Origin of the sequence: Andreesenia angusta, from assembly GCF_001855385.1 — a bacterium.
GTDB lineage: Bacteria > Bacillota > Clostridia > Tissierellales > Gottschalkiaceae > Andreesenia > Andreesenia angusta.
This window is the reverse complement of the sequence record NZ_MKIE01000011.1, coordinates 1-26940: the sequence shown is the minus strand read 5'-3', so window position 1 is coordinate 26940 and position 26940 is coordinate 1. Positions and strand designations below refer to the sequence as shown.

The window sequence follows — 26940 nt, the reverse complement described above, 5'->3', positions numbered from 1 at the left end:
CACACAAAAGGTATGGAGAATAAAGCGAATCTATACTATAATAGAAATGTATAGAAAAAACAAATACATTTCTAGGAGGTAATTTTAAATGTTCGCACAAGATGGTAATGTAGAAAAAGCTCTAATAGACAGCTTAACAGCGTCTATAGCTGATAGAAAAGCTAATATATGTGATACTTGAGACGCCGTAACTGTAATGGCACTTCCGTGGGGAGTGAAAGAACCTGTGGCTATAGAGTACTCAGAAGCTGTATCAAAATATATGGAGTCAGTTGACGAAGTAGAAGTTGAAGGACAAAAAGCTAAGATACTAAAAGCTGGTGTAAAAGAGAGAAACGGTGAAGCAACACTTATCTACAGATATCAGTTAGTTTAATGAAGATACCCTCTTGTAACAAGAGGGTATTTTTAATTAAAAATAGGAGATGTTCGAAATTGAAATTACAAGTATTATCTCTCGGAAAGCGTGACTACAACGAAACACTTAAATTGCAGGAAGAGTATTTAGATAAAAGGCAGAAAGATGAAATAGAGGATACGCTTATCTTAGTGGAGCACAATCCAGTGCTGACACTTGGAAGATCTGGCAAAAGGGAAAATATAATAGCTTCAGATGAAGCGCTTAAAAGTGAAGGAATCGAAGTCGTAAATATAGGAAGAGGTGGGGACGTAACCTACCATGGACCGGGGCAGATAGTGGGATACCCCATAATAAATTTAAAGGGACATAGACTTGGAGTTAAAGACTATGTGTACAATATAGAGGAAATGATAATAAGGCTAACTCATAAGGAGTATGGGTTGGAGTCCTACAGAGACGAGATAAACAATGGAGTATGGGTGAACAACAAGAAGATAACGGCGGTTGGATTTTCTGTAAAGAGATGGGTTACCATGCATGGGTTTGCGTTTAATGTGAACACAAATCTGGACCATTTTAAATATATAGTGCCTTGTGGAATAACAGGAAGAGAGGCAACTTCGCTAGAGTTCGAGCTTGGAGCTAAGCAGGACTTCAAAGATGTAAACGAGAAGGTTTTAAAGTATTTCTGTGAAGTATTTAATTATGACGAAGTTGAATTCGTAACGGAGGCGTAGAGATGATTATAAAGAGAAAACCTGAATGGCTTAGAATAAAGAAAAGAGAAGGAGAAAATCTGGGATATGTAAAGCATATACTGGAGGACCTGTCTCTTAACACCGTATGTGAAGCTGCAAACTGTCCGAACAGGGCAGAGTGTTTCAGCAAGAGAACGGCCACTTTTATGATACTTGGAAGAGAGTGCACTAGAAACTGTAGATTCTGCAACGTGAGCAGCAATCCTGTAGAGGCTGTAAATCCAGAAGAGCCTGAGAATGTAGCAGAGGCAACTGTAAAGCTGGGACTTCAGCACGTGGTTATAACTTCGGTTACAAGGGACGACCTAAAGGACGGTGGAGCTGAGCATTTCGCCAAGACTATAAGAGCCATAAAAGAGAAGGATCCAAAGATAATAGTGGAAGTGCTTATACCAGACCTGCAGGGAGATGTAGACGCCCTTAAAGTAGTTGTAGATGCAAAGCCGGATATACTGAACCACAATATAGAGACAGTTCCAAGGCTATACCCTGATGTAAGGCCGATGGCGATATACGAAAGGTCACTTGAAGTGCTTGAGAACAGCAAGAAAATTGATCCTAACATGCTCACAAAGACAGGTATAATGCTAGGTCTTGGCGAGAAAGAAGAGGAAGTAATACAGGTTTTCAAGGACTTGAGGGAAAAAGGGTGCGACTTCCTGACGGTAGGACAGTATCTGCCACCTTCAGATGAGCATGTTGAGCTTGTGGAGTACGTTCATCCTGACCAGTTTGAGAAGTACAAAGAGGAGGCATTGGCGCTTGGATTTAAGTTTGTGGCATCAAGCCCTCTAGTTAGAAGTTCATACAAGGCAGCGGACATGTTTGCTGCTTCGGAATCAGCAGAATAAAAGAGCCTAGGGCTCTTTTTTTCTTAGAAAAGTATTTTAAAACATTTGTAATCTTCTAACTGTGGGTATAATGATGTATAATCAGGTTATTAGGCCGCAAGGCCTTAGAGCAGAGAGGATGATTGTTATAAAAAAAACTAAGTGTATACTCGTTCTAATTGCTCTTGCAATAGGACTCACTGGGTGCAACTGGAGGGTATCGCCTGAAGAGCTGCTTGAGCCTCCAAAATTGTTCGAAGAAGACGAGAGAATAAGCAGCATGCTGGAAGAGAGCTTGTCCGAGGATGCTAAGCTTGAAAATATAAGTTCAGACCAAGGGCTTTCGGCTGTGAAGAAGTCGGATATAGATGGAGACGGGAAAAACGAAGTACTTGTTTTTTACTCAAAAGAACAGGAAGGCTCTCTTCACATGAGCGTATTTGAAGAAAGCGGAGGAAGCTATGAAGTCGTGTTGGAAGAGGAAGTTCCGGGAAGATTGTTTGAAGAAATGATGTTGGCCGATGTGACGGGCGACGGCCTGAAAGAGCTAGTGATAAACACATCGGACAAGAGGTCCCAGACTGGGAGATACAAGATGAGCATATACTCCTACAGAAAGGACCCCAACAAGCTTTTCGAGATAGACTACAGCAAGTACGTCATATACGACCTAGACAAGAATGGAAGCTCCGACATTATAATACTCAACCAAGAGGAGAGGGCTATATCGGTTGACTACTACAGCTTTAATCGAGGAAGCAGTCAGATGGAGTTTATAAGCGAAGATCTTTTAGACAAAAGAGAAGTCGTGGACATGTCGGCAGTTGAGCGAGAAGGTGGAAATGCAAGGGTGGCGCTTGAGTTTTACAGCCAAACAGAGGAAATGGAAAGAGTGTTTCTGGAATTAGATGCAGAGGGTAAGCTAAAAAGTGAGGAGGAGGATTAGAAATGGCCAAGGTTTTAGTTCTAGAAGATGAGGATGATATAAGGGCGTTTATAGTTATAAACCTTAAGCGCGCAGGCTATGAGGTGCTTCAAGCAGGGACAGGAGAAGAGGCGCTTGAAATAGTGGAGCAAAATGACGATATAGACATGGCAGTGCTTGATGTCATGCTTCCAGGCATAGATGGGCTAGAGGTATGCAAGAAGATAAGGGAAAAAGACAGGACCATGGGAATAATAATGCTCACAGCTAAATCCCAAGAGCTCGACAAGATATCAGGGCTTACTATGGGGGCGGACGACTACATGGCAAAGCCTTTCAGCCCAGCAGAGCTTGTGGCGCGGATAGATGCGGTGGTCAGAAGGGTAGAGCTCTTGAAGGGAGATGGCAGCGGGAAGCTGGAGTCAGGACCTTTCAAAATAGATCCGTCTGCTAGGGTAGTCTACAAGAACGGGAAGGAAGTCGACCTTACACAGATAGAGTACTCTATAATAAAGCTTTTCATAGAGAACGAAGAACAGTCGCTTACGAGGGAGGACATACTGAACAACGTATGGGGAGAGAACTACTTCGGAGACCCTAAGATAGTCGACGTGAATATAAGAAGGCTCAGAAGAAAGGTGGAAGACGACCCTTCGAACCCTAAACACATAAAGACCGTATGGGGGTATGGTTATAGATGGAGAAAGGAAGACTAGAGTGCAAGGAATAAAAAAGAGATGGGTCTATAACTATGTGATAATAATACTGGCAGTGCTGATGGTGCTGGAGATAGGCTTTATGATTTTCATAAAAAACTACTACTACGGCGATATATCCAGAAGAGTTTCAGACAGGGCTGTCGATACAACTCAATTCTACCATATATACCTAGACAGCAGCGACTACACTCTAGAGGAGATAGCCGACAGGATGGTCAGAGATTTTCCGAGAAGAGATGACGAAAGCCTTGAATTTCAGATAGTCGATACTTCGGGGGATGTGATAGTGAGCTCGAGCGGGTTCTACGTGGATAGAACAATAGACACAAGCGACTATACAGAGGCACTGAAGGGAAATCTCGGGACCTGGCAGGGCAGGGACCCCGAGACAGAGGAGAGGATAATGGCTGCGTCTAGCCCGATAGAGAGAGCTTCTGGAGAAGTGATAGGCGCCATAAGGTATATCACATCGCTTGAAGAGGCGAACAAGACTATAATAAAGATATTTATGGTGTCTATGCTCTTCGTGCTGCTGACGGTGGCTATGATGATGATGATGAGCGTGCTCTTCAGCAAGTCCATCATAAACCCGCTTAACGAGATAAACGAAGTGGCCAAGAAGATGGCTGAAGGACAGTTTTCCGAACGTATAGAGAAGCACTACAACGACGAAATAGGTGAACTCGCAGACACCATAAACTACATGGCGGGGGAGATAGTAAACAGCGCCAATCTGAAAAACGAGTTCATATCCTCTATTTCGCATGAGCTCAGGACTCCACTCACTTCCATAAAGGGCTGGAGCGAGACAATAGTCACTGGGGACTTCGAGGACAAGGAAGAGGCGAGGCTTGGACTCAACATAATAATAAAAGAGACTACAAGACTTTCACAGATGGTCGAGGAGCTGCTGGACTTTTCAAAGATGGAGAGCGGAAGGATAGTGCTCCACCTAGAGGATGTGGACATAAGGTCGGAGCTAGAGGACATAGTCAGCATAGCCAGGCTGAGGGCTAAAAAAGACGGTATAGACTTGCTATATCATCGGACAGAGGAACTTCCGCTAGTCGTGGGAGACAAGAACAGGCTGAAACAAGTTTTTATAAATATAATAGATAACGCCATAAAGTTCACTCCAGAGGGCAAAGACGTATACGTAGAAGCCGACAGCGACGAGGAATATGTCTACGTGAAGATAAGAGACGAGGGCATAGGGATTCCGAAAGAAGATTTGGACCATATATATGAGAAGTTCTTCAAGGGAAAGAGCAAGAAGTCGGGAAGCGGCATAGGTCTTGCCATAAGCAAAGAGATAATGAATCTGCACAAGGGAGAGCTTAGAGTTGACAGCGAAGTTGACGAAGGAACTACTGTTACACTTGTAATACCCCTGAAAGAGGAGGCCTAGCCTCCTCTTTTTTACTTTAAGTTTAGTTATAAGGCTTCAAGTTTTTTGATCTCCAAAATTTTGCTGTTGTTAGAAAACAAGATATCACTTCCACTTGCTTGACATTGCCCTATGAAGTATAAAGAACATGGCAGTGTAGAGAAGAAAAGATATAAGCTTGTCCTCGCTATACCTTCCCATTCCCCAAAATGTCATCAAGAGTCCGAATAAAGCTGAAAAAGCCGCGCTTACAAGCACGCTTTTAGATTTCTTACTTAATTTCAATCTGATCCCCCATTTCGAATTGTATAAAAAGAGGTTACTACTGCAGGCGGATATTGTCAACTTCACGAGCTATTGTCAACTAAGAATAAATAACGGGTTGACAATGGTTAGGCGAGAGATTAGAATATAGTATAGCTTAGCTGATCATAAAATTTGAAGAGGTGATTTTTTTGAAGACAAAAGACATGATACTTGTGGCGATGTTCGCAGTACTGACAGCAGTTGGAGCATTTATCTCAATACCTATTCCACCGGTGCCTGTGACACTTCAGTTTCTGATGTGCATACTTTCAGGTGCAGTACTGGGAGCCAAAAAAGGCGCTATGTCCCAGATACTCTACGTATTTATGGGGCTTGTAGGACTGCCGATATTCGCAGGGGGAAAAGGGGGAATAGGGCATGTTATGAGCCCGACTTTCGGATACCTTATAGGGTTTGTAGTCTGCGCATTTATAGTGGGAAAAGCTGTTGAAAGCTCAAAGTCATTCAGCATAGCGAGGGCTTTTGGCGGAGCGCTGATAGGGCTTGCGCTTACTTACGTAATAGGAGCATCATATCTATACGCGATACTCAACTACGTCTTAGAGAGCCCTATAGATATAATGGGAGCTGTGAAAGTAGGAGTGCTACCGTTTGCGCTTAAAGACGCCATAATAGCCGGAATAGGTTCGGTAGTGGCCGGTGTGCTGATACCAAGGCTTAAAGAAAACGGATTGATAGGGGAGAAATTGTAGATGAACGAGTACAATCTGATTGATTCTGTAAAGAAAAAAGCTCTAGAGGGGATTGACGTAGACAGGCAAGAGGCCATAGAACTCCTAGAGATGTGCGACAGCGAGGAAGTGCTAGAAAAGCTGTTCGAAGCGTCCGGAGAGGTACACAGCTATTTCAACCAAAACATGTTCAATCTCTGCAGCATAGTGAGCGGTAAGCATGGGAGCTGCTCTGAAGACTGCAAGTTCTGTGCGCAGTCTGCGCACTACAACACCGGTATAGAGACTTACGGTTTAAAGGAATACACTGAGATACTGGGAAGCGCAGGAGAAGTTGAAAGAGAGGGCGTGCGCAGGTTTTCCATAGTCACAAGCGGCAAGAAACTCGGAAGTGGGGAATTTCTAAAGGTCGTGGATCAGTACAGGAAGCTTTCGAAGGACACAGAGCTCCATCTCTGCGCGTCTCATGGAACACTTGGATACGGGGACATGGTAGAGCTTAGGGAGTCTGGAGTTCAGATGTACCATCACAATCTAGAGACAAGCAGAAGCTACTATGAAAAAATATGCACTACGCACTCCTACGACGAGAGGTTAGAGACCATAAAGTCAGCCAAGAGAGCGGGGCTTAAAGTCTGCTCAGGCGGGATATTTGGTATGGGAGAGTCCAGAGAAGACAGGATAGATATGCTGTACCAACTCAAGGCGCTAGACGTGGATTCAATTCCAATAAATATACTCTGCCCTATTCCAGGAACTCCACTTGAGAATATGGAGACCATAAGCCCCATGGAAGTGCTGAAGACCATAGCTGTCTACAGGCTGGTGCTTCCAAGTGTAGAGATAAGGTACGGCGGAGGCAGGAGCAGTCTAGGAGACTATCAGAAGCTAGGGATGAAAATAGGAGTCAACGGCATGATAACAGGTGACTACCTCACAACCACGGGAAGCGACATGCAGAGGGACAAAGAGCTCTTGGAATCTGAAAAATTGAAACTTTTTTAGAGCAGGCATATCTATACTATCTCTTGAGAATGTGCTAGAATATTAACGGGATTATAATTAGCATATGACTGATAGCAAGCTTGAGAGGGGAAATGGATATGAAGAGTTTTTATATACCTGGGCTTGGGGAGCTCAACATAGACTACATAGTCTTTGACTACAATGGAACTATAGCGATAGACGGAAAGCTGATAGACGGAGTTGCGAAAAAGATCCAGATGCTGGCTAGGGACTACGAAGTATACGTGCTTACAGCGGACACTTTTGGAACGGCCGAAGTCGAGTGCGAAGACCTAGATGTGACTATAAAGACCATAAACTCAGAGGATGTGTCTACCTACAAGAGGAAAGTGGTGGAGTCGCTAGGAGATAAAAACTCCATATGTGTGGGGAATGGATACAACGACATAGAGATGTTCAAAGTGGCAGGGCTTTCGATATGCACTATGCAGAGCGAAGGCACTAGCGGCAAGCTTTTTATGTACTCTGACATAGTCACCAAGTCTATTTCAGATGCCATAGATATAATAATGTCTCCGAGCAAGATAAAGGCTACACTTAGAGGATAGGTCTGGATTGACTTATTCTCTAGAATAGTGTATAATTGCCATTGTAAAAGGAAAGATGGCTGAGTTGGTCGAAGGCGCTCGCCTGGAACGCGGGTAGGCAGGTAACTGTCTCGTGGGTTCGAATCCCACTCTTTCCGCCAAAAAAGAAAATATTTTTGCCATGCTAGATGGGGAGGTAGCGGTGCCCTGTAACCTGCAATCCGCTATAGCAGGATTGAACTCCTATTGGAGGCTTGAGTATTTTGGGGTCTGCCCCAAGTAAGTGGTGTTGAAGTTTGGGTCCTACGCAATAGAAGCTCATGAACCCCGTCAGATCCGGAAGGAAGCAGCGGTAAGTGGTCACTTTTATGTGCCGTGGGGTCGCCTGAATGGAGCTAACTGCTTGGGTAACGTTTGGGATCTCAAGTCGAATTTGGGTGCATGGCTCTTAAATAGCTAAATAGAGACTCTATAAGGGTCTCTTTTTTTGTGCATAAAAACATATTAAAAAGTCGAAATATTTTAGTTGACAAAGACAAAGCTGGCTGCTAGAATTAAACCAAGTAATTCGGTAAGAAATTCAGGGAATTGATATGCGGACAGGAGGGAAAAAAATGGACTACAGCAAATACATAGATATATACAGCGATAAAGTTGAAGAGTACAGCGAACTAGGAGAGAGCATACTTCCCTTCAAGAGCTTCGGAGCAAAGTCCGGTGTGTACCAGGAAAGGTGTGGGACTAGCTATATGGTAAGGCCGAGAACTACAGGCGGAGTTATAGACATCGACATACTAAAAGCTGTGAGGGATATATCCTCTAGGTATTCAGACGGCAGCATAAGGCTTTCCACAAGACAGGACTTCCAGTTTCACAAGGTCGAGCTTTTCGACACAGTGAGTGTGATGAAAGAACTTGAACGTGTAGGGCTTTACTCCATAGGGTCAGGCGGAAACACCACTAGAAACGTGGCAGCATCACCTATGTCCGGGCTTCAAAAAGACGAAGCTTTCGACATAACGGAATACACCAAGATAGCTGGAGAATACCTTTCGCAGGACGAGAACAACCTGGCACTTCCTAGAAAGTTCAAGGTTTCATTTTCCTCGGGAGAGCGAGACAGCGGAAGCGTGACTTTTGCAGATATAGGATTCTTGGCGAAAGTCGAGAACGGGAAGAAGCTGTTCAAAGTCTACGGAGGCGGAGGTCTTGGACCTGCGGCAAGGATTTCGATGGTTATAGCAGAGTCGATATATGCATCCGATATGCTCTACTACCTAGACGCAATGGTTGAGTTCTTCAGGGCAGAGGGAGACAGAGAGAACAGGGCAAAGGCGAGGCTAAGGCATCTTGTGAAAAAATACGGAGAAGATGAGTTCAAGTCAAGATATGCTTCATACCTTGAAGCTTCCAGGCAAAAAGACCTCGCATTTAAAGTAGAGGAAATGCCGGAAAAAGAGAGGCCTTGGGCCAGCAAGACGAGAGTCAAAAGCGTATTTCTGGAAGAGACAAAGCAGGAGGGCATATACGGAGTATATATCCATCCTCAGGGCGGAAGGCTTACCAAAGAAACTCTAAACACGGTGGTGGAGTTCCTAGAGAGCTTGGACCATGGTGTGGAGCTTAGAATCACCAATACCCAGTCGCTTCTGCTCAGGGACTTAGGTGGCAGAGAGGCCAAGGATATAATAACGCTGATCAGAAAAGAGATCTCCGACGCTGAGATAATGAAGTCGGTATGCTGCGTAGGCGCAGATACATGCAGAGTTGGAATAAACTCTTCACAAGGGCTCCTAGATGATATATACAGAGAGCTTAGAAAGCTGGACCACAAGATAAGGAGAGAGCTTCCAAAGCTTCATATCTCGGGATGTCCAAGCTCTTGCGGGCAGCATCAGATAGGAGTGCTTTCGTTCTCTGGGAAGAGGAAGAACATAGATGGGGAGTCGAGAGAGTCTTACGCAGTTTACTTCGGAGGACATCTGGGATACGAAGTAGAGCCGAAGTTCGCCGAGCGATACGGCGACATACTTAGGGAAGACATACCTCTCTTCTTGAAGAGCTTGGCAAAGCTTAAGTACAGCTCGGGAATATCCGATATATATGAGTTTTTAGAAGAGAAAGACAGCGAGATAAGAGCGCTGATAGAAAAGTACGGAGTTTAGGTGGTGATATAGTTGAAGAATATAGTTTGGCATAGCGGCAAGGTAGACAGGCAAAGGCGAGAAGAGCTCTTGAACCAGAAGTCAAAACTGCTTTGGTTTACAGGGCTTTCGGGCTCTGGGAAGTCCACTGTGGCGAATCAGGTGGAGGAGAGGCTTCACATGATGGGAAAGCACACTTACCTGCTGGACGGAGACAATCTGAGGTTTGGGCTGAACGGAGACCTTGGATTCTCACTAGAGGACAGGAGAGAGAACATAAGACGTATAGCTGAAGTCGGCAAGCTCTTTTTAGACAGCGGAGCTATAACGCTCTGCACCTTTGTATCTCCAACTAGAGAGATAAGGGATATGGCTAGAGACATGGTCGGTGAGGACTTCGTAGAAATCTACATCAAATGCGATCTAGAGATATGTGCAGAGAGAGATCCTAAGGGGCTTTACAAGAAAGCCATGAGCGGGGAGATAGAGGACTTCACAGGGCTTAATTCGCCCTACGAAGAGCCGGAAAATCCGGAGCTGGTACTGGAGACAGACAGATTCAGCGCAGAAGAACTCGCCGAGAAAGTTATCTCATACCTTGGATACAAGGAGGGTGAAAATGAAGACAGTTAAGCTAGAGACAGATGTGCTGATAATAGGCGGCGGAGCTGCTGGAGCCTACGCAGGCATAAGGCTGGGCGAAGAGAGTGGCAGAAGTGTACTCGTGGTGGACAAGGGGAACATAGTCAGAAGCGGATGCATGGCGGCTGGGGTAAACGCGCTGAACGCCTATATAAACGAAGGGCAGACAGCCGAAGACTATTTGAACTACGTGAAGAGAGAGTTTAAAGACGTGGTCAGAGAAGACCTAGTGTACTCCATGGCGAAAGGGCTCAACAAGGTGACAGAGAAAATAGAGTCGCTTGGGCTGCCGATACTGAAAGATGAAAGCGGAAACTACATTCCAAGAGGCAAGAGAAGCATCAAGATAAACGGCGAGTACATAAAGCCGATACTCTACAATGCACTCAGGGCCAAGCAGAATGTGAGGCTACTGGAAAACACGAATGTGTTTGACTATATCCTAAAACAGGGTAAAACGATAGGAGCATATGCGTTTTCTGTGAAAGACGACATATTCTACGTAATAGAGGCCGGAGCGACCATATGCGCAACAGGAGGGGCTTCCGGAATATACAGGGCCAACAACCCAGGGCACTCAAGGCATAAGATGTGGTACTCTCCATTCAACACAGGAGCAGGATATGCCATGGGACTTAGAGCAGGCGCCGAGATGACTTCGCTCGAGATGAGGTTTATGGCATTAAGGTGCAAAGACACAATAGCTCCCACGGGGACTATAGCTCAGGGAGTAGAGGTGGAGCATATAAACTCGAGAGGGGAAGTCTATGTCAAGGGCAGATGCTCTACGGCAGATAGGCTTAAGCTGACTATAGAGGAGAACAAAGAGGGCAGAGGGCCATGCTACCTCAAGACGGAGGGTATGGATTCAGAGACTGAAAACCAGCTCTACAGGGCATACCTCAACATGGCACCTTCCCAGACGCTTAAATGGTTCGAAGACGGCAGAGGGCCCTCAGAGGCCAACGTAGAGATAGAGGGGACAGAGCCCTATATAACTGGAGGACATTCGGGAGCTGGCTACTGGGTAGACGGAAACAGAAGGACGACACTGGAAGGTCTATATGCCGCAGGAGATGTGGCGGGAGGCAGCCCCAAGAAGTACGTGACAGGGTGCTTTGTAGAAGGAGAGCTGGCTTCAAGAGCCGCAACAGAGTATCTTGATTCAAAAGAAGGCCAGAGGGACTCAGTCGACATCGAGGAAGCTGAAAGAGTTAAGAGCTCTTTGGAAAAGCATCTAGTACATGAGGACTGCCCTTACAGCATAGAGGAAGTGGAAGAGAGCCTTCAGAAGGTTATGGACGAATACGCAGGCGGGATTTCAAAAAACTACAGCTACAGCGAATCGAGGCTTAAGATAGCGCTTGAGAAGCTGGAGCGGATGGAGAGCCTTATACATGGACTGAAAGCGAAAGACAACCATGAGTTGATGTTCATTCAAGAGCTGAAGGATAGGCATATAGTGGCAGAGGCCCTTATACACCATATGATGGCAAGAAAAGAGAGCAGATGGGTGCCTTACCAGGAGCATCTGGACTACAGGGGCGAGAGCGAATACTACGGGAAACATTACGTGAATTCCGAGTATTCAGATAAGATATTTAGAATAAAGTACAGACGTATAGTTGGAAAGGACGAGAGATATGAGCATAGCGATAGATAGGCAGAAGTGCATAGGCTGCTCTAGATGCGTCAAGTCCTGCCCAGGGGGGCTTATATATCAGGATGGGGAAGACAAATCCTATATAAAATATCCAAAAGACTGCTGGGCTTGCATGGCGTGTGTGAAATCATGCCCAACTGGAGCCATAAGCTGCTATCTAGGAGCTGAGCTTGGCGGAAGAGGCGGAAAGATGACAGCCAGAGATTCTGTGGACAAGCTGGAGTGGAAGATAGAAGCAGGGGGAGCAGAGACAGAGATAGTAGTGGACAGAAGAGAGTCCAACAAATACTAAAGGGGGGATAGACAATGAAATTAAAAAAAATATCAGGACTGGTATTAGGGCTCATGATAGGAGTGCTGGCTGTGACAGGCTGCAGTTCAGGCAGCGGAAGCGGAGACAAGGGAGAAACACCTGAAAAAGTAAATATAGGGTTCTTTCCGAATATAACACATTCGCAGGCGCTTGTAGGAAAGGCTGATGGAAGCTTCCAGAAGGCCATAGGAGAAGATGTGAAGCTTGAGTGGCATCAGTTCAATGCCGGGAATGAGGCTATAGAGTCGCTTTTCGCAGGGAATCTGGATATAACATATATAGGGCCGGGGCCCGCAGTGAATGGATTTATAAAATCAGATGGAGACCTGGAGATAGTGGCCGGGGCTACACACTCTGGAGCGGTGCTTGTAGTTGGGAAAGAATCAAACATAAAGAGCGTAAAAGAGCTGGCAGGGAAAAAGGTGGCGGTTCCTAACTACGGAAATACACAAGACGTAACACTGAGAGCTGCGCTTTCAGATGCAGGGCTCAAGGACACGAACAGCGGCGGAGACGTTGAAATAGTTCAAGCCAAGAATCCCGATATAAAAGTGCTCTTGGAAAGAGAAGACATAGATGCGGCATTTGTGCCAGAGCCTTGGGGAACTAGACTGGAAATTGAAATAGGTGCCAAAGTACTGCTAGACGAAAATCAGACGTTCAGAAACGGAGAGTACTCTTCGGCAGTCGTACTGGCTAGAAAAGATTTCGTGAAAGAGAATCCTGAGCTGGTTGAAAAGATACTGGCAAACCATGTAGAGCTTACAGACTATATAGTTGGGAATCAAGAGGAAGCCAAGAAGACTATAGTGGGAGAGTTGAAGTCACTTACAAACAGCGAGCTGCCTAAAGAGGTCTTAGATGGAGGGTTTTCAAGGATGACGGTATCATACGATCCACTTTCAGACTCTGTTGTAGACATGGCTAAAATATCTAAAGAGAATGGATTCATAGAGGAGGAATTGAAGCCGGAGGGACTGTTCAACTTAAAAATACTGGATAAAATACTGGAGTCGAAAGGAAAAGCGACTATAGACTAAGAGGGAAAGAGGTGCGAGCTTGTTAAAGGTAGAGAATGTAAGTAAGGTATTCAACTCGAAAAGAGGAACTGCAAAGCCTCTAGAGAAGGTATCACTAGACATAAAGAGAGGGGAGTTTATATGCCTCTTAGGACCTTCCGGCTGCGGAAAGTCAACGCTGCTGAATATAATTGCAGGGCTTGAAAAAGCTTCAGAAGGAGAGGTATACCTTAGAGACAAGAGAGTAGAGGGAACAGGAGTGGACAGAGTTGTTATGTTTCAGGAGTCTGGACTCTTCCCTTGGCTGAATGTGATGGGAAACGTGGAGTTTGGAATGAAGATAGCGGGCGTTCCTAAGGAAGAGAGGGAGGAAAAGGCCCTCAGATACCTTAAGATGGTCCACCTGAGCAAGTTCAAGGACGCATATATACATGAGCTTTCGGGAGGGATGAGGCAGAGAGTAGCACTTGCAAGGGCATTGACCCTGGATTCGGATGTGCTTCTGATGGATGAGCCATTTGCGGCGCTTGACAGCCAGACCAAGTCGCTGCTTCAGCAGGAGCTTCAGAAGATATGGTGGGAGACAAAGAAGACTATCATATTCGTAACCCACAACGTGGAGGAGGCAGTGCTCTTGGCCGACAGAGTAATAGTGATGTCTGCCAATCCAGGAAAGATAAAGCGAGATATAAAGATAGAGCTTTCAAGGCCTAGAAAGCTGGAAAGTGTAGATTTGACATATGTGGCATCTGAAGTGATGAAAGTACTTAAAGAGGAGGTGGAAAAGGTTGCAAGCAGAGAATTCGATAACGACTGGAATATTGAGAAAGACAGCATTCTATATAGTCCTGATAGCGATATGGGCGCTGGTCTATAAGCTTGGAGTAGATGTGCTGGAGGTCTGGAAGTCATATGCATTTCCATCTCCAATGTCCGTTGTAGAGAGCGTAGGCAAGCTGATGGAAAACAATGTGATACTGATAGCGATAGTGGCAAGTCTGAAGAGGCTTATAATAGGGTACGGATTCTCAATACTTGCTGGACTTGCTATAGGCTTTCTGCTCTACAGGTTCAAGCTGCTAGAAGAAGCGCTGTCACCTGTGATACTTGGACTTCAAGCGCTTCCGAGCGTATGCTGGATACCTTTTGCCATGCTTTGGTTCGGTATAGGAGAGTCAGCAATCATATTTGTAACGGCTATGGGGTCGCTTTTCGCCATAGCGATAGCCACAGAGGGAGCTATAAAGAATATACAGCCCCTCTATATAAAGGCTGCCAAGACGATGGGAGCAAGCGGAAACAATCTGTTTTTAAAGGTTATAATACCGGCGGCGCTTCCGAATATAGTGTCTGGACTAAAGCAGGGCTGGGCATTCGCCTGGAGATCCCTTATAGCTGGAGAGATGATAGCATCAACTACAGGGCTAGGCCACACTCTTATGGTGGGAAGAGACTTGCAGGACATAGGAAGAGTAGTCGCGGTGATGTTTGTAATAATAGCCATAGGGCTGCTGCTGGACAAGCTTATATTCGCAAAGATAGAGAGACAGATAAGGACAAGATGGGGACTAAACTAGAGGAGGATTAAAAATGGATCATTTAGACAGACTTGAATCACAGAGCATTTATATACTTAGAGAGGCATACAAGAAATTCGGAAAGCTGGGAATGCTTTGGTCGATAGGGAAAGACTCGACTGTAATGCTCTGGCTTGCACAGAAGGCGTTCTTCGGACACTGCCCGTTTCCGCTTATACACGTAGACACAAAGTACAAGATCCCGGCCATGATAGAGTACAGAGACAGGCTAGCAAAGGAGATGAACCTTAATCTTATAGTAAACACAAACCAGGATGCCATAGATTCCGGAATGGGTCCTGACAAGGGAAGACTCGTATGCTGCAAGGCCTTAAAGACAGAGGGGCTTAACCAGGTAGTGAAGCAGCATGAGTTTGAAGGGCTGATACTTGGAATCAGAAGAGACGAAGAGGGAAGCAGATCCAAAGAGAGAGTCTTCAGCGAGAGAAGCAGCGATGCAGAGTGGAACTACACAGACCAGCCACCAGAGCTTTGGGATCAGTTCAAGACGGATTTCAAGAAAGGAAACCATATAAGAGTCCATCCTATACTACACTGGAACGAGCTCGACATATGGGAGTATATAAAGAGGGAGAACATACCTATAATAGACCTTTACTTCTCCAAAAATGGAAAGAGGTACAGAAGCCTTGGATGTGCACCGTGCACAAACCCTGTGGACTCTGAAGCCAGCAATCTAGATGAGATAATAGAGGAGCTGAAGGCGACACAGGAGACAGAGAGATCAGGAAGGGCGCAGGACCAAGAGGATGCGCATGCGATGGAAAAACTCAGAAAAGAAGGATATATGTAAAAGGGGGAAGTAGAGATGAACAGAGAGAGCTTAAACATAGTGGTCGTAGGCCACGTAGACCACGGAAAGTCTACACTTATAGGAAGGTTGCTTTACGATACAGATTCACTGTCTAAAGGAGCAATAGACAAGGTAAAGAGGATATCGGCAGAGAAGGGCAAGTCTTTCGAGTACGCATACCTGCTGGATGCATTTGAAGAAGAGCAGAAGCAGGGAATTACTATAGACACGACGAGGCTTCAGTTCAAGACAGACAAGAGGGACTACGTGATAATAGACGCCCCGGGTCATGTGGAGTTTCTGAAAAACATGATCTCGGGTGCAGCAAGTGCCGAGGGAGCCATACTGATGGTGGATGCAGAAGAGGGCATAAAGGAGCAGTCGAAGCGACACGGCTATATACTTTCGCTGCTCGGCATAAAGAAGGTGTATGTGGCTGTAAACAAGATGGACCTGGTGGGCTACTCGCAAGACAGGTACAGAGAGATAGAGAGGGACTTCAACGAATTCCTGAATCCGCTTGGGGTGAATCCTATAGAGTACATCCCTATATCGGCCTACTACGGGGAGAATATAACGGCGAAGTCGGGTGAGCTCAGCTGGTACGAGGGCGAGAGCATAATAGAGGCCATAGACTCGCTTGAAAAAGAGCCTGAAGCGGAGCAGAAGGAGCTGAGATTCCCGATACAGGATGTCTACAAATTCGATCACAGAAGGATAATAGCTGGAAGGATAGAGTCGGGAAGCATAGAAGTTGGAGACGAGATAACGATCCATCCGTCTGGAAAGCAGACAAGAGTCAAGACGCTGGAGTATTGGCAGGAAGGCGACAGAAGCGACGTGGCTAAAGCTGGAGAGTCCATCGGAATAACTGTTGAAGACGAGTTCTTCTACAACAGAGGCGACTTTATAACACATAGGGAGTCGAGTCTTAGCACGGGGAACAGGTTCAGAGGGAACGTGTTCTGGCTTGGAAAAAACGATTTGGTTCCAAACAAGAAGTACAAGCTGAAGCTTTCGACGGCCGAGGTGGAGTGCCAGATAGAGACTATAATAAAGGCAATAGACGCATCTACGCTAGAGGAAGTTGAAAGTCCAAGCGGAATAAAGAAAAACGACGTGGGAGAAGTGATCGTAAGAACCAAGTCAGAGATAGGCTTTGACCTCTTCAACGAGCTTGAGAGTACCGGAAGATTCGTAATAGTGGACGACTTCGACATAAGCGGAGGCGGGATTATACTCGGGCAAGAGGAGAGCGAAGCTGAAAACGCGGCTGAAGAAAACCACATATGGAGTGTAGACAAGAGCGATCTGGAAAAGATAAAAGAGGTAGAGTCTGCTATAATTGGGCTGGGAAAATACCCTGAGCGGATAGAGCATAGCGAGAGCGTACTGTCTTTAATAGAGAAAATAAACCATTCGCTTAAGAGTGGGAACTCTCCTGTAGTGCTCGTATAAAAGTAAAAGCAAAATATTGTCTATACAGTTGACTGGAAATTCAAGATATGGGATGATAGGAAAGTATGAAAAAATCGAGAGGAGACAACGATGAAATTCAAAAAAATAAGCACACAAATCATATTATCCATAGTCCTAGTATCTGTAGTTTTATCTCTCACAATAATAGGGATAAGTTCTCAGAGAAGCTCAAGGCTACTGGAAGAGGAAGCCATGAAGAATGTGGGATTGCTCACTAGCGCCAACAAGGAAAAGCTGGATCTAGTGCTGGAAAAAGCCTCAAGTTCAGTAAATGGACTAAGCCCCGTGATATCCGGAATAGTAGAGAAAGACAGGCTAGGTGAAGCAGGATACCTGGACTCAGTAGATCAAACCATATCTGGGATAGTAGAGGAGACTGCATCTAAGACGAAGGCACTGAGCTTGTACTTCTACTTTGATCCAAACTTAATTGGAGGCTCTAGAAACATCTCGTTCTCGTCGAAAGACGGCAAAGCAGTCAGAAATGCGCAGCTTCCAATGGAAAGCTTCGACAAGAACGATCCAGGGATGGACTGGTTCTACAAGCCGATAGAGAGAAAAGTAGGCTACTGGTCAGACCCATACTACTGGGAGCCCCACAAGCGAGATATAGTATCGTATACTATACCTGTATACAGCGGAGACACGCTGCTTGGCGTCATGGGTGCAGATATAGACTTCAGCATATTCAACAACGCCATAAACAACATAAGTGTATACGATACAGGATACGCCTCGCTGATTTCCTCGGAGCTTGAATTCCTGGTGCATCCAGAATACAGTATAGAGGATACTCTTGAGAGCGTAGGACTTGGAGATCTGGCTTCAGTTGTGAAATCCAGAGCGCTTGGGACTGGAGAGTTCAAGCTAGAAGGCAAAGACGAAATAGTGGGATACGGAGAGCTACAGAATGGACAGCTCATACTCACAGTAGTTCCAAAGTCGGAAGTGCTTGAAAAGGCAAACGACATGAGCAACACCTTGATGGCCGTGGCGGCAGGAGCTATACTTCTGTCTATAGGAGTAGGACTTGTTGTAGGAAAGCTTATATCTAAGCCGATACTTCAGGTTTCAGGACTGGCCATAACGACTGCCAATCTTGACTTAAGGTATGACGATTCATACGACAATTTGCTGGATCGAAAGGACGAGATAGGCAAAATGGCAAATGCATTCTCTGAGATGCGAGGGTCCCTGAGAGATCTATCTTTAAACCTGGACGAAATAGTGGACAAAGTTTCAGGAGATGCAAAAGTCTTGGCCTCGACTACAGAGGAAAGCTCCGCATCTATAGAGGAGCTGGCGGCTTCTGCCGACGAACTCACAAGTGCGTCGAACAATCAGCTAGACACCACTGCAAATGGGATGGAGATGCTGAATGCTTTGGCAAACCACATAAGAGAGACAGTAGAGGAAGCTGACAACGTGAAGGACGTCATAAGCGGAGTCGGAGAGTCGAGTAAAGCTGGAAAGGAATCTCTAGAGAAGCTCACAGAGAGGATACAGAGCACATTGAGCTCCACGCTTATGCTGGTCAAAGATATAGACGATTTGTCCAAAAAATCTGAGAATATAGGGGATATAATAGAGACTATAAAGTCTATATCGAACCAGACAAATTTGCTGGCGCTTAACGCTTCCATAGAAGCTGCAAGAGCTGGAGAAGCTGGAAGAGGATTCGCAGTCGTAGCTGAAGAGATAAGAAAGCTTGCGGAGGAATCCGAAGAGTCTACTCAGAGCATCAGGACTATTGTAGAGGAGATGCAAAAGAGCATATGCGTTGTAGAGAGAGAGATGAACGAGGCAAGCGAAGTTGTGGAGTCCACCTCAGAGTCATCTAGCGAAGTGTCAGCCACATTCCAAGAGATAGAGGAAAGCGTCTCTAGGGCGGCCGAGACTACAGACTTGTTCATAGACAGGATCATGAACATAAGGGGAGATAAAGAGGCCCTTATAGAGTCTATGGAAGAGATAGCTAGTGTAACCAAAGACAATGTAAGCTCTACAGAGGAAATGAGCGCCTCTATAGAGGAGCAGACAGCTTCCATGGAGGAGGTTTCCACTATGGCTACAGAGCTGGAGGCTATAGCTGAAAAGCTGAAAGTGGAAGTAGACAAGATAACGCTTTAGCCCATGCATTACAAGAAGAGGACGCCTTTCAAGCGGCCTCTTTTTTTAATTTTAAATATTCTACAGCGGCTTAGTGTGATAAAATATTAGATATAAACAGCTAACACTCGGAGACTAGTATTTTAAAAGACCACAGAAGACATAGCAGATGCTGGCCCGTCACAAGAGGAGGAGTTAAAATTGTTTCTATTTAAAAAATCTGAAAACGATTTCACAAAAGAAGATGTAAAGAGCCTGCAGGAGCAGAAACTGATCTCGGCTTTAAATTCGCTTTTGGCAGACAGAGCAGAGTACCTGGAAGTTGAGGACTTAGACAATTCAGAGATATCGAAAGCTTGGAATAGTCTGGTGAAGAAAGTGATGGAAGATAAGCACGAGCAGCTTTCAAAGATGAACCTACTGCTAGAAGAGATAACCAGGATGGACTCCATGAGAGACATGCTTAAAAGCGTAGAAGCCCAAACAAAATCGCTTCAGAACATGGTTGTAAACAGCAAAGAGCTGAGTGCCTCTATAGAAGATGTTTCAAGCATAGCGCAGGAAGTGGCGGGACATACAAACGCCACTAGAAAAAACACTGAAGTCGGAGTTCAGAATATGGAAAAGTCCATGGACTTTGTGATGGATTCATTTGAAGCTATAAAGAAGGTCAACGAGGACATGGTGGGAGTAAAGGAGAAGACTCAGGCCATAACTCAGATAATAGACATAGTCAAGGGCATAGCAGATCAGACGAACCTGCTCGCGCTGAATGCAGCCATAGAAGCGGCAAGGGCCGGAGAGCATGGGCGAGGGTTTGCGGTAGTAGCAGACGAAGTCAGAAAGCTTGCCGAGCATACAAAAGTCTCGGTTGAAGAAGTGCATTCCAATATAGTGGAGCTTCAAGGGGCAATCGACGCATCTGTTGTCAAAATGGAGAGCACTTCCTCGCAGCTTGACTCAGGTAAAGGTCTTGTGGACAAGGCTTTAGAGACTATAAATGAGATAGGTGACTCTATACAGGAGATAGACATGACCATAAATCAGGTCGCTTCGAACACAGAGGAGCAGTCAGCTGTTACAGAGTCGTTTGCAGAGCTTATAACGAATGTGGCCTCGGAAGCCGATTTCCTTTCAGACAGCTGTAGGCAGACAGGTCAGGCCATATACACAGCCAGCAAGGATCTAGATGCAATAAGGATGGGCGTGGCAAAAAACAGCAGGGGACTGCTAAGGGATTCGGATATGATAGATGTATACAAGATAGACCACGAAGTTTGGAGATGGAGGGTCTACAACATGCTGCTTGGAAACGAGAAGTTCGACGACAACAACGTGTTTATAGGGAACTACAAAGGATGTAGGCTTGGAGAGTGGTATTACGGAATAGGGTGCGACAAGCTCAAGGGGATAAGGGCTTTCGACGAGATGGAGAGGCCGCATATTGAATTCCATGAAACTGCGAAAAAGGCAGTTGAGCTTTACAACAGAGGAGATTTGACAGGAGCAGAAGAGGCTTTTTCAAGGATGGACAAATGCTCTATGGAAATATTCAAATACCTAGAGGAAATAAAGCGAAACATAGACTAGACAGTGAAATCATATATATATTATAAAGAGCGGGCTTGGGATGCATTTCTCAGGCCTGCTCTTTATGATAGGAAAAAACTATACTAAATATGATATATATAGAAAAAAGGAAAACAAATTTGGTGGAAGCAAAAAAGCTATAACCGATATTATTATGATGGAAGAGCGAGGACTACTAGAGGAGTGAGTGAATTGGATATAGATAGAATAATAAGGCTTGAGAGCGCTAGCTTGAGTGATCCAGGGCTTTTTTCGGACACCATAAGACCATATATAAGGGGAAAAGCGATTCTGATTTTAGACGGAAATGATAGTTTAAGCAAAGGACATTTCCAGCAGATTGGACTAGATGTAGTTGAAGGCGTGGACAAAGTGGAGGATTTAAGCGATTATGAAACCGTGCTTTTCATGACTAAAGATGTAAGCAGAAATTCAATTGACTCCATATATAGATTTGCAACACGGGATTCCGATAGCTACATGCTACTTATATCAGAAGAAAATACGGACATACCTGACTATCCAGCTCCAATAGGCAGCTATGACAGCTCGGACGTGGTCTTTCTTATAAAAGAAGCAGGTGAAGAGCTAGTGGAACTTGATACTGAAGAGAGGGAGGTGGAGCTCCAAAGTAGGACACATTACTCTGAGCTGCTTCCAGTGGAGTATCTTCCGTCAGCAGAATACATGGAGATATACAGGGCTTCAGTCGAAAAGTACGGAAAAGCGGTTGCAAAAGCCGTTGGGATTACCGCAGAAAAGATACTGAGAGTTAGAGGTAAAGAGCTAGTTCTTGTATCGCTTGCAAGAGCCGGAACACCTGCAGGCATTCTGATAAAGCGATACCTACAAAGCAAATACGGCCTAGATATTCCTCGCTACTGTGTATCTATAATAGGTGGAATAGGAGTGGACCAAAATGCGCTTAAATTTATAGCACACTATCAGAGCGATAAGGAGATACAGTTTATAGACGGCTGGACTGGGAAGGGATACGTAAAGGACGTGCTAGAAGAGAGCGTTGCGGAGTTCAAGCAAAGGGAGAGTTGTCCAAAAGGGCTTTCCTCAGAGCTTGCGGTGATTTCGGACCCGGCACACTCAGTCAGAGTATATGGCACAAGAGAGGACTTCCTGATTCCGAACGCCTGTTTTAATTCCATAATCTCGGGGCTTCTCAGTAGGACTGCATACAGAGAGGATTTGATAGGCAAGAGAGACTTCCACATGGCCAAGTACTACAGAGAGCTAGGCCATATCGATATTTCGATCAGTTATATAGAGTCTATAGAGTCGCATTTTGAATCGGTGTATGAGGAGTGCGAGCTGGAATCATCAGGGTTTGAGCTGGATGGAGAAATTCCTGACTTAAGTGGAAGAAAAGAGATAGAATCTCTTATGGAAGAGTTCGGCATAGAGGATATAAATATGGTGAAGCCAGGAACTGGAGATTCTACTAGGGTACTCCTTCGAAGGGTGCCTTGGAAAATATTGATAAAGAAGGATTCCAAGAACATAGATCATATAGTACAGCTTGCAAAAGAGAGAAATGTAGAGTTGGAAAACTATCCTCTTAAAGCCTACGACTGTTGTGGAATAGTCAAAAATGTTTTTTGAAAAACCGGAGAACTATACGGTTGCTTTTGATATAATCAGTTTATACTTATGAAAAGGTGGTTAAACGGACTATGTCATACAAGGCTATATACAGAAGATTCCGTCCAAAGAGCTTTGAGGATTTGATTGGACAAGAACATATAAGCACAATACTCAAGAACCAGATAAAGACAGACAATATAGCGCATGCATATCTGTTTTCAGGTATAAGGGGGACGGGGAAGACTTCGGCTGCCAAGATATTCGCCAGGGCTGTAAACTGCACAAGCCCCATAGAGGGAGATCCATGCAATAAATGTGAGATATGTTTAGCCTCCCTAGACGAAAGCCTTATGGATATAGTGGAGATAGATGCGGCTTCCAACAACAAAGTCGAAGACATAAGAGAGCTTAGAGAGAGCATAAACTACCCGCCGTCCAAAGGCAGGTACAAAGTCTACATAGTAGACGAGGTTCACATGCTCTCCACATCAGCCTTCAACGCATTTTTAAAGACGCTTGAAGAGCCCCCTTCCTATGTCATTTTTATACTCGCTACTACGGAGCAGCAGAAAATACCTGCGACCATAGTCTCAAGGTGCCAGAGGTACGAGTTCAAGCGCATATCTTCAGAAGATATCTCGAAAAACATGGCTAAAATATGCAGTGAGCTAGACATAAGCGTAGAGTCTAGGACCCTAAGGCTTATAGCCAGAAACTCCGAAGGGGCTATGAGAGATGCTTTGAGCATACTAGACCAAGTGGTAGCAATATCTGATGGAAAGATAGAGTACGAGGAAGTGCTTGAATCTCTGGGTTCTGCAAGTGGGGAAGTGCTGCTGTCGTTGGTGGACAGCATAGTAGAGAGAGATGCCGCAGAGCTGTTTGGAAAGATAGAGAGCACGATAAAGTCAGGGAAAGACTCGACACGCCTCATAAAAGACATGATTTCGTATTTCAGAAGCATGGTGATCGTAAAAGCCGGGTCGAACTACAGAGAGATACTGGACGAACCAGAAGAGGTGCTAGATGAAATAAAGAAGCGCTCCGACAAGTTTGGAATGGACAGGCTTATGGACTGCATAGACATACTGAGCGAGGCCGAGGCGACGATGAAATACGCCACACAGCCTAGGATAACCCTGGAGATCACAGCGATGAAGCTGCTAGAGGCTGGCGAGAGGGAAGCGATGATTGCCAGGATAGAGAAGCTTGAGAACATGATAAAGTCTGGGAAAATAGAGGTGTCCAAGGCTACAAGACCAGAAAGCAGAGAGACAAAAGTCCCTCCAAAGGAAGTCAGGAGAGAGGAAAAGTCTCAATCGCCAGATGAAATTGGGAAAAAAGAAGCTGAACTGTCTTCAAAAGAGCTATCGTTTAATGATATACTAGACGAGTGGTCAGAAGCGCTAAAGTACGTAAAGAAGAAGAAAATAGCCCTACATGCTCTCTTGGTGGAGGGCAAGCTGGTGAAGCTGAAAAATGGAGTGCTGACAATCCAGTTTGGGGACCAGTTTGGTTTTCACAAAGACGCCATAGAGAAAGAGCACAATAAAAGGGCTGTAGAAGAGATATTAGCCGACTACTTTAAGTCTTCTCTGACCGTGAACTTTATAATGGAAGATGAAAGTGGGCCAGAGGAAGATGAGGAAGATCTGCTACAAGATGTTGTGGAGATCTTCGGGAGTGAAAAGCTGAAAGTAGAAGATTAAATACATTGAAAACAGGGAGGAATTAGATATGAAGATGCCAGGAATGGGAAACATGAGCGGAATGATGAAGCAGGTTCAGAAGATGCAGAAGGACATGGCGAAGCTTCAAGGTGAGCTAGAGCAGAAAGAAGTTGAGATAACAGCAGGTGGAGGGGCCGTAAAGGTAGTTGCCAACGGTAAAAAAGAGCTTGTGGCTATAGAGATAGATAAAGATGTAGTAGATCCAGACGACGTGGAGATGCTTCAGGACCTAGTTCTAGCAGCCACAAACGAGGCGCTTAGAAAAGCTGAAAAGATGGTTTCAGATGAAATGCAGAAGATAACAGGTGGAATGAACATACCGGGACTTTTTTAGGAGAAGAGCTAATACAGCTCTTTTTTGATTTAAGGAGGAAAAATTTTTGGAATACTTAGCAAATACAGTTGTGGAGCTTATAGAGGAGCTTTCCAAGCTGCCAGGGATAGGGAGAAAGACCGCCCAGAGACTGGCTTTTCACATAATAAACAAGAGCGAAGACGAGGCCATGAAGCTTGCAAATGCAATAGTTAAGGCCAAGCGAAATACAAAGTACTGCAGTATATGCTGCAACCTTACTGATGTGGATCCGTGTACAAGCTGCGCTAGCAAAAAAAGAGATAGGTCTGTAATCTGCGTGGTGGAAGACCCAAGGGATGTAATGGCAATAGAGCGAACTAGGGACTACAACGGAATGTACCATGTGCTCCATGGGAATATCTCACCTATGGATGGAATCGGGCCGGAGGAAATAAAGGTAAAAGAGCTGATTATGAGGCTTAACGATCCAGAAGTAGAAGAGATAATCCTGGCCACAAATCCCACTATAGAGGGGGAAGCGACTGCGATGTATATATCTAAGCTGGTAAAGCCCATGGGCATAAAGGTCACAAGGCTTGCATACGGAATACCTGTAGGAGGAGACTTGGAATATGCAGACGAGGTTACGCTTTCTAAGGCTATAGAGGGAAGAAGAGAGATATAGACTATGGATAGGGTATAGGTAGACCCTATCTTTTTTATTGCAAGAATAGAGATAAGCGATTTCTAAAGGCTCTAATCCCAATATATAATGTTGTTAAAAGGAATGGGAGCGGAGAAGCCATGAGAAGCTTAGACTTGGATTTTCTTAAAATTTGCGATGCAGAAACAAGAGAAGAGATAGTTAGAAAGAAGCTTGGTGAGGAGAAGTGCAGAGTTCTAGACAAGTACGGGCTTACCCTGAATAACAGGCTGTACTGGGAGAAGGTGCAGGAAAAGTACCCTACTCAAGAGCATTTTTCTTTAAAGCTCACAGTTAAGACGTCTACACTGGGAATAATATTTCATCTGCACAGACTTTGCTTTGCGAAGACAAAGTACTTTGAAAACAACTGGAACGACTACGAGCCTTGCAAGTACATATGGACAGAGGGAGGGTTTTCGCCTTGCGAACTCTATGACATGGAAGCTATAAGGCAGAAGGGCACAGGCATAGTTGTAGACCTTAGAGACCTTTCGAGAATCAAATGGCTGCACGAGTTTCAAGCTATGTGCAGAGAGCTGGAGCAGAGAAAGATGCAGCGGACATTCGACTTCAGAGACTCTAAAATGGCAAGTTTATAGATACACTGTAAAAACACTTTCGGATTTCATAGAGATGAGATTTTAGTGTATAATGTTCTAAAAGAGGTCAGGAAGTGATAGCATGGATATCATAATAGGATACGGAATAGGCATACTGGCAATATATATAGTAGCAAAGCTGCTCTCTGTACCGATAAGGATAATCAGTAGACTTATATTCAATGGAATAGCTGGGGGGATAACTCTTCTTCTGGTGAACTTTGTAGGAGAAATCTTTGGAATAACGGTGGCGATAAACGCTTTGAGCGCACTTATTGCGGGATTCTTTGGGATTCCAGGAGTAGTACTTTTGATATTTCTAAACAACGCATAAAACTAATGCGACACACTTCAGTGGATTTGAAGTTGTGTCGCATTAGTTTTTTCGCTTTAGACGGGTCTTTCTAGAAGGATTGTTGCGAGTATTTACCTTTGTAGGCCGAGTTCTTGGTTTCTTGTCTGTATTGCGCTTTCGCTTTTTCATAGGCCTAGGGTCTGGAGGTATTAACTTAATAATAGATCGCAGAGAAGTTCTCAAGTCAGAAAAAACTATCAAAAGAAAAAAGATAAAAACAATCAAGACTATAGCGAAGATTATGTACTTCAAATCAGATTCTCCTTTCTTATCTTATTAATAAGAGTATGTACTATGTAGATGCTTTTTCTCTATATATAATATACCATAAAAATCTTTTAACTAACAGTTGACACAAGTATGAAGTCCATGGTAAGATAGCAAAGTTGTCTCTTGAGGGAGGCGCACTGAAACAGAGAATTAAAGTTTCAGAAAAGAACTAAAAAAGAATAAAAAAGCTATTGACACCATGAACTGGTTGTGATATAGTAGATAAAGTAGTCAGCGGGGAACAAACGCTGGCGACGATGAACTTTGAAAGTTGAACAGTAAAAAGCAAGTTAATTCCTTAAGATCGCCCGCAAGGGAGATCAAATTAACGGATGATCAGACATCCAAAAAAACTGAAAAAACAGTCAGCAAGACTGACCAAGATAAACTTTTTAAATGAGAGTTTGATCCTGGCTCAGGATGAACGCTGGCGGCGTGCTTAACACATGCAAGTCGAGCGAGAGAACTCGAAGGAAAACTTCGGTCGGAATTCGAATGATCTAGCGGC

28 protein-coding genes, 1 tRNA gene, 1 rRNA gene and 1 other RNA gene are annotated in these 26940 nt (G+C 44.7%); 30 read left to right on the top strand and 1 reads right to left on the bottom strand.

Annotated features, from left to right (window positions below; all coding sequences use genetic code 11):
• Nucleotides 1-196: 196 nt before the first annotated feature.
• From EUAN_RS12495 to EUAN_RS10210, 6 genes are all read left to right on the top strand, one after another.
• The gene (locus EUAN_RS12495) at nucleotides 197-376 is read left to right on the top strand and encodes a hypothetical protein (RefSeq protein ID WP_143000721.1); all 180 of its coding nucleotides are present in this window, start codon (nucleotides 197-199) and stop codon (nucleotides 374-376) included.
• Nucleotides 376-1098, top strand: a complete 723-nt coding sequence (gene lipB, locus EUAN_RS10230) for a lipoyl(octanoyl) transferase LipB (RefSeq protein WP_281182097.1) — start codon at nucleotides 376-378, stop codon at nucleotides 1096-1098. Before EUAN_RS12495 ends, lipB begins: the two co-directional genes overlap by 1 nt.
• Nucleotides 1099-1100: 2 nt before the next feature.
• Nucleotides 1101-1970: a lipoyl synthase gene (lipA, locus tag EUAN_RS10225; protein WP_211266353.1), complete on the top strand. Its 870-nt coding sequence runs from the start codon at nucleotides 1101-1103 to the stop codon at nucleotides 1968-1970.
• Nucleotides 1971-2088: 118 nt separating this feature from the next.
• Nucleotides 2089-2895 (top strand): hypothetical protein, encoded by an 807-nt coding sequence (locus EUAN_RS10220; RefSeq protein WP_071064290.1) that lies wholly within the window; start codon nucleotides 2089-2091, stop codon nucleotides 2893-2895.
• A 2-nt stretch (nucleotides 2896-2897) separates the two neighbouring features.
• Nucleotides 2898-3590 (top strand): response regulator transcription factor, encoded by a 693-nt coding sequence (locus EUAN_RS10215; RefSeq protein ID WP_071064288.1) that lies wholly within the window; start codon nucleotides 2898-2900, stop codon nucleotides 3588-3590.
• A 1-nt stretch (nucleotide 3591) separates the two neighbouring features.
• Nucleotides 3592-5001 carry a HAMP domain-containing sensor histidine kinase gene (locus EUAN_RS10210; RefSeq protein WP_071064338.1) on the top strand — a complete coding sequence of 470 codons (1410 nt, stop codon included), beginning with the start codon at nucleotides 3592-3594 and terminating at the stop codon, nucleotides 4999-5001.
• An 84-nt stretch (nucleotides 5002-5085) separates the two neighbouring features.
• On the opposite strand, the gene EUAN_RS10205 is transcribed toward EUAN_RS10210, so the two are convergent.
• Entirely contained in the window at nucleotides 5086-5265 is a 180-nt protein-coding gene (locus EUAN_RS10205) for a hypothetical protein (RefSeq protein ID WP_071064286.1), read from the bottom strand.
• Nucleotides 5266-5435: 170 nt separating this feature from the next.
• On the opposite strand from EUAN_RS10205, the gene EUAN_RS10200 reads away from it, so the two are divergent.
• The 24 genes from EUAN_RS10200 to EUAN_RS10085 form a co-directional block, all read left to right on the top strand.
• Nucleotides 5436-5999, top strand: coding sequence for a biotin transporter BioY (locus tag EUAN_RS10200; RefSeq protein ID WP_211266352.1), 564 nt, complete (start codon nucleotides 5436-5438; stop codon nucleotides 5997-5999).
• Nucleotides 6000-6983, top strand: coding sequence for a biotin synthase BioB (gene bioB / locus EUAN_RS10195; RefSeq protein WP_071064284.1), 984 nt, complete (start codon nucleotides 6000-6002; stop codon nucleotides 6981-6983).
• Between the two features lie 98 nt (nucleotides 6984-7081).
• Nucleotides 7082-7552: an HAD family hydrolase gene (locus EUAN_RS10190; RefSeq protein ID WP_071064282.1), complete on the top strand. Its 471-nt coding sequence runs from the start codon at nucleotides 7082-7084 to the stop codon at nucleotides 7550-7552.
• Between the two features lie 49 nt (nucleotides 7553-7601).
• Nucleotides 7602-7692: transfer RNA gene (locus EUAN_RS10185), tRNA-Ser, on the top strand.
• Between the two features lie 18 nt (nucleotides 7693-7710).
• An RNA gene (gene ffs, locus EUAN_RS10180) (signal recognition particle sRNA large type) lies at nucleotides 7711-7976 on the top strand.
• A gap of 169 nt (nucleotides 7977-8145) precedes the next feature.
• Nucleotides 8146-9696, top strand: coding sequence for a nitrite/sulfite reductase (locus EUAN_RS10175; protein ID WP_071064280.1), 1551 nt, complete (start codon nucleotides 8146-8148; stop codon nucleotides 9694-9696).
• 12 nt (nucleotides 9697-9708) lie between these two features.
• On the top strand, nucleotides 9709-10308 hold the full coding sequence (gene cysC / locus EUAN_RS10170) for an adenylyl-sulfate kinase (protein ID WP_071064278.1): 600 nt from the start codon (nucleotides 9709-9711) through the stop codon (nucleotides 10306-10308).
• Nucleotides 10295-11980, top strand: coding sequence for an adenylyl-sulfate reductase subunit alpha (locus tag EUAN_RS10165; RefSeq protein ID WP_071064276.1), 1686 nt, complete (start codon nucleotides 10295-10297; stop codon nucleotides 11978-11980). The genes cysC and EUAN_RS10165 overlap by 14 nt, the downstream gene beginning before the upstream one ends.
• Entirely contained in the window at nucleotides 11961-12272 is a 312-nt protein-coding gene (locus tag EUAN_RS10160) for a 4Fe-4S dicluster domain-containing protein (RefSeq protein WP_071064274.1), read from the top strand. Before EUAN_RS10165 ends, EUAN_RS10160 begins: the two co-directional genes overlap by 20 nt.
• Before the next feature lie 14 nt (nucleotides 12273-12286).
• On the top strand, nucleotides 12287-13333 hold the full coding sequence (locus tag EUAN_RS10155; RefSeq protein WP_071064272.1) for an aliphatic sulfonate ABC transporter substrate-binding protein: 1047 nt from the start codon (nucleotides 12287-12289) through the stop codon (nucleotides 13331-13333).
• Nucleotides 13334-13352: 19 nt separating this feature from the next.
• Nucleotides 13353-14189 carry an ABC transporter ATP-binding protein gene (locus tag EUAN_RS10150; protein WP_071064270.1) on the top strand — a complete coding sequence of 279 codons (837 nt, stop codon included), beginning with the start codon at nucleotides 13353-13355 and terminating at the stop codon, nucleotides 14187-14189.
• Nucleotides 14134-14889 (top strand): ABC transporter permease, encoded by a 756-nt coding sequence (locus tag EUAN_RS10145; protein ID WP_245674488.1) that lies wholly within the window; start codon nucleotides 14134-14136, stop codon nucleotides 14887-14889. The genes EUAN_RS10150 and EUAN_RS10145 overlap by 56 nt, the downstream gene beginning before the upstream one ends.
• Before the next feature lie 13 nt (nucleotides 14890-14902).
• Entirely contained in the window at nucleotides 14903-15703 is an 801-nt protein-coding gene (gene cysD, locus EUAN_RS10140; protein WP_071064266.1) for a sulfate adenylyltransferase subunit CysD, read from the top strand.
• 15 nt (nucleotides 15704-15718) lie between these two features.
• Nucleotides 15719-17161 carry a sulfate adenylyltransferase subunit 1 gene (locus EUAN_RS10135; protein ID WP_084655898.1) on the top strand — a complete coding sequence of 481 codons (1443 nt, stop codon included), beginning with the start codon at nucleotides 15719-15721 and terminating at the stop codon, nucleotides 17159-17161.
• A 90-nt stretch (nucleotides 17162-17251) separates the two neighbouring features.
• Complete coding sequence (locus EUAN_RS10130; protein ID WP_071064264.1) at nucleotides 17252-19312, top strand: methyl-accepting chemotaxis protein; 2061 nt, start codon at nucleotides 17252-17254, stop codon at nucleotides 19310-19312.
• A 180-nt stretch (nucleotides 19313-19492) separates the two neighbouring features.
• The gene (locus EUAN_RS10125; RefSeq protein ID WP_071064262.1) at nucleotides 19493-20881 is read left to right on the top strand and encodes a methyl-accepting chemotaxis protein; all 1389 of its coding nucleotides are present in this window, start codon (nucleotides 19493-19495) and stop codon (nucleotides 20879-20881) included.
• 64 nt (nucleotides 20882-20945) lie between these two features.
• The gene (locus EUAN_RS12975; RefSeq protein WP_281182096.1) at nucleotides 20946-21068 is read left to right on the top strand and encodes a hypothetical protein; all 123 of its coding nucleotides are present in this window, start codon (nucleotides 20946-20948) and stop codon (nucleotides 21066-21068) included.
• Nucleotides 21069-21073: 5 nt separating this feature from the next.
• Nucleotides 21074-22495: a cysteine protease StiP family protein gene (locus EUAN_RS10120; RefSeq protein ID WP_211266351.1), complete on the top strand. Its 1422-nt coding sequence runs from the start codon at nucleotides 21074-21076 to the stop codon at nucleotides 22493-22495.
• Between the two features lie 71 nt (nucleotides 22496-22566).
• Nucleotides 22567-24186 carry a DNA polymerase III subunit gamma/tau gene (dnaX, locus tag EUAN_RS10115; RefSeq protein ID WP_071064260.1) on the top strand — a complete coding sequence of 540 codons (1620 nt, stop codon included), beginning with the start codon at nucleotides 22567-22569 and terminating at the stop codon, nucleotides 24184-24186.
• Nucleotides 24187-24214: 28 nt separating this feature from the next.
• Nucleotides 24215-24541 (top strand): YbaB/EbfC family nucleoid-associated protein, encoded by a 327-nt coding sequence (locus EUAN_RS10110; protein WP_211266350.1) that lies wholly within the window; start codon nucleotides 24215-24217, stop codon nucleotides 24539-24541.
• Nucleotides 24542-24587: 46 nt separating this feature from the next.
• Nucleotides 24588-25187, top strand: a complete 600-nt coding sequence (recR, locus tag EUAN_RS10105; protein WP_071064258.1) for a recombination mediator RecR — start codon at nucleotides 24588-24590, stop codon at nucleotides 25185-25187.
• Between the two features lie 119 nt (nucleotides 25188-25306).
• Nucleotides 25307-25807, top strand: coding sequence for a hypothetical protein (locus EUAN_RS10100; protein ID WP_071064257.1), 501 nt, complete (start codon nucleotides 25307-25309; stop codon nucleotides 25805-25807).
• An 82-nt stretch (nucleotides 25808-25889) separates the two neighbouring features.
• Nucleotides 25890-26141: a pro-sigmaK processing inhibitor BofA family protein gene (locus EUAN_RS10095; protein ID WP_071064255.1), complete on the top strand. Its 252-nt coding sequence runs from the start codon at nucleotides 25890-25892 to the stop codon at nucleotides 26139-26141.
• A gap of 683 nt (nucleotides 26142-26824) precedes the next feature.
• Nucleotides 26825-26940 (top strand): 16S ribosomal RNA (locus EUAN_RS10085); the annotation flags it as partial.

What these genes read in the sequence shown, in the direction of transcription:
- lipB (WP_281182097.1), top strand. Translation starts at nt 376, where the DNA reads ATGAAGATACCCTCTTGTAACAAGAGGGTATTTTTAATTAAAAATAGG.
- EUAN_RS12975 (WP_281182096.1), top strand. Translation starts at nt 20,946, where the DNA reads ATGATAGGAAAAAACTATACTAAATATGATATATATAGAAAAAAGGAA.
- EUAN_RS10095 (WP_071064255.1), top strand. Translation starts at nt 25,890, where the DNA reads ATGGATATCATAATAGGATACGGAATAGGCATACTGGCAATATATATA.
- EUAN_RS10110 (WP_211266350.1), top strand. Translation starts at nt 24,215, where the DNA reads ATGAAGATGCCAGGAATGGGAAACATGAGCGGAATGATGAAGCAGGTT.
- cysD (WP_071064266.1), top strand. Translation starts at nt 14,903, where the DNA reads ATGGATCATTTAGACAGACTTGAATCACAGAGCATTTATATACTTAGA.
- EUAN_RS10130 (WP_071064264.1), top strand. Translation starts at nt 17,252, where the DNA reads ATGAAATTCAAAAAAATAAGCACACAAATCATATTATCCATAGTCCTA.
- EUAN_RS12495 (WP_143000721.1), top strand. Translation starts at nt 197, where the DNA reads ATGGCACTTCCGTGGGGAGTGAAAGAACCTGTGGCTATAGAGTACTCA.
- EUAN_RS10135 (WP_084655898.1), top strand. Translation starts at nt 15,719, where the DNA reads ATGAACAGAGAGAGCTTAAACATAGTGGTCGTAGGCCACGTAGACCAC.
- EUAN_RS10215 (WP_071064288.1), top strand. Translation starts at nt 2,898, where the DNA reads ATGGCCAAGGTTTTAGTTCTAGAAGATGAGGATGATATAAGGGCGTTT.
- EUAN_RS10220 (WP_071064290.1), top strand. Translation starts at nt 2,089, where the DNA reads ATGATTGTTATAAAAAAAACTAAGTGTATACTCGTTCTAATTGCTCTT.
- EUAN_RS10175 (WP_071064280.1), top strand. Translation starts at nt 8,146, where the DNA reads ATGGACTACAGCAAATACATAGATATATACAGCGATAAAGTTGAAGAG.
- dnaX (WP_071064260.1), top strand. Translation starts at nt 22,567, where the DNA reads ATGTCATACAAGGCTATATACAGAAGATTCCGTCCAAAGAGCTTTGAG.
- lipA (WP_211266353.1), top strand. Translation starts at nt 1,101, where the DNA reads ATGATTATAAAGAGAAAACCTGAATGGCTTAGAATAAAGAAAAGAGAA.
- EUAN_RS10100 (WP_071064257.1), top strand. Translation starts at nt 25,307, where the DNA reads ATGAGAAGCTTAGACTTGGATTTTCTTAAAATTTGCGATGCAGAAACA.
- EUAN_RS10165 (WP_071064276.1), top strand. Translation starts at nt 10,295, where the DNA reads ATGAAGACAGTTAAGCTAGAGACAGATGTGCTGATAATAGGCGGCGGA.
- EUAN_RS10190 (WP_071064282.1), top strand. Translation starts at nt 7,082, where the DNA reads ATGAAGAGTTTTTATATACCTGGGCTTGGGGAGCTCAACATAGACTAC.
- EUAN_RS10160 (WP_071064274.1), top strand. Translation starts at nt 11,961, where the DNA reads ATGAGCATAGCGATAGATAGGCAGAAGTGCATAGGCTGCTCTAGATGC.
- EUAN_RS10155 (WP_071064272.1), top strand. Translation starts at nt 12,287, where the DNA reads ATGAAATTAAAAAAAATATCAGGACTGGTATTAGGGCTCATGATAGGA.
- bioB (WP_071064284.1), top strand. Translation starts at nt 6,000, where the DNA reads ATGAACGAGTACAATCTGATTGATTCTGTAAAGAAAAAAGCTCTAGAG.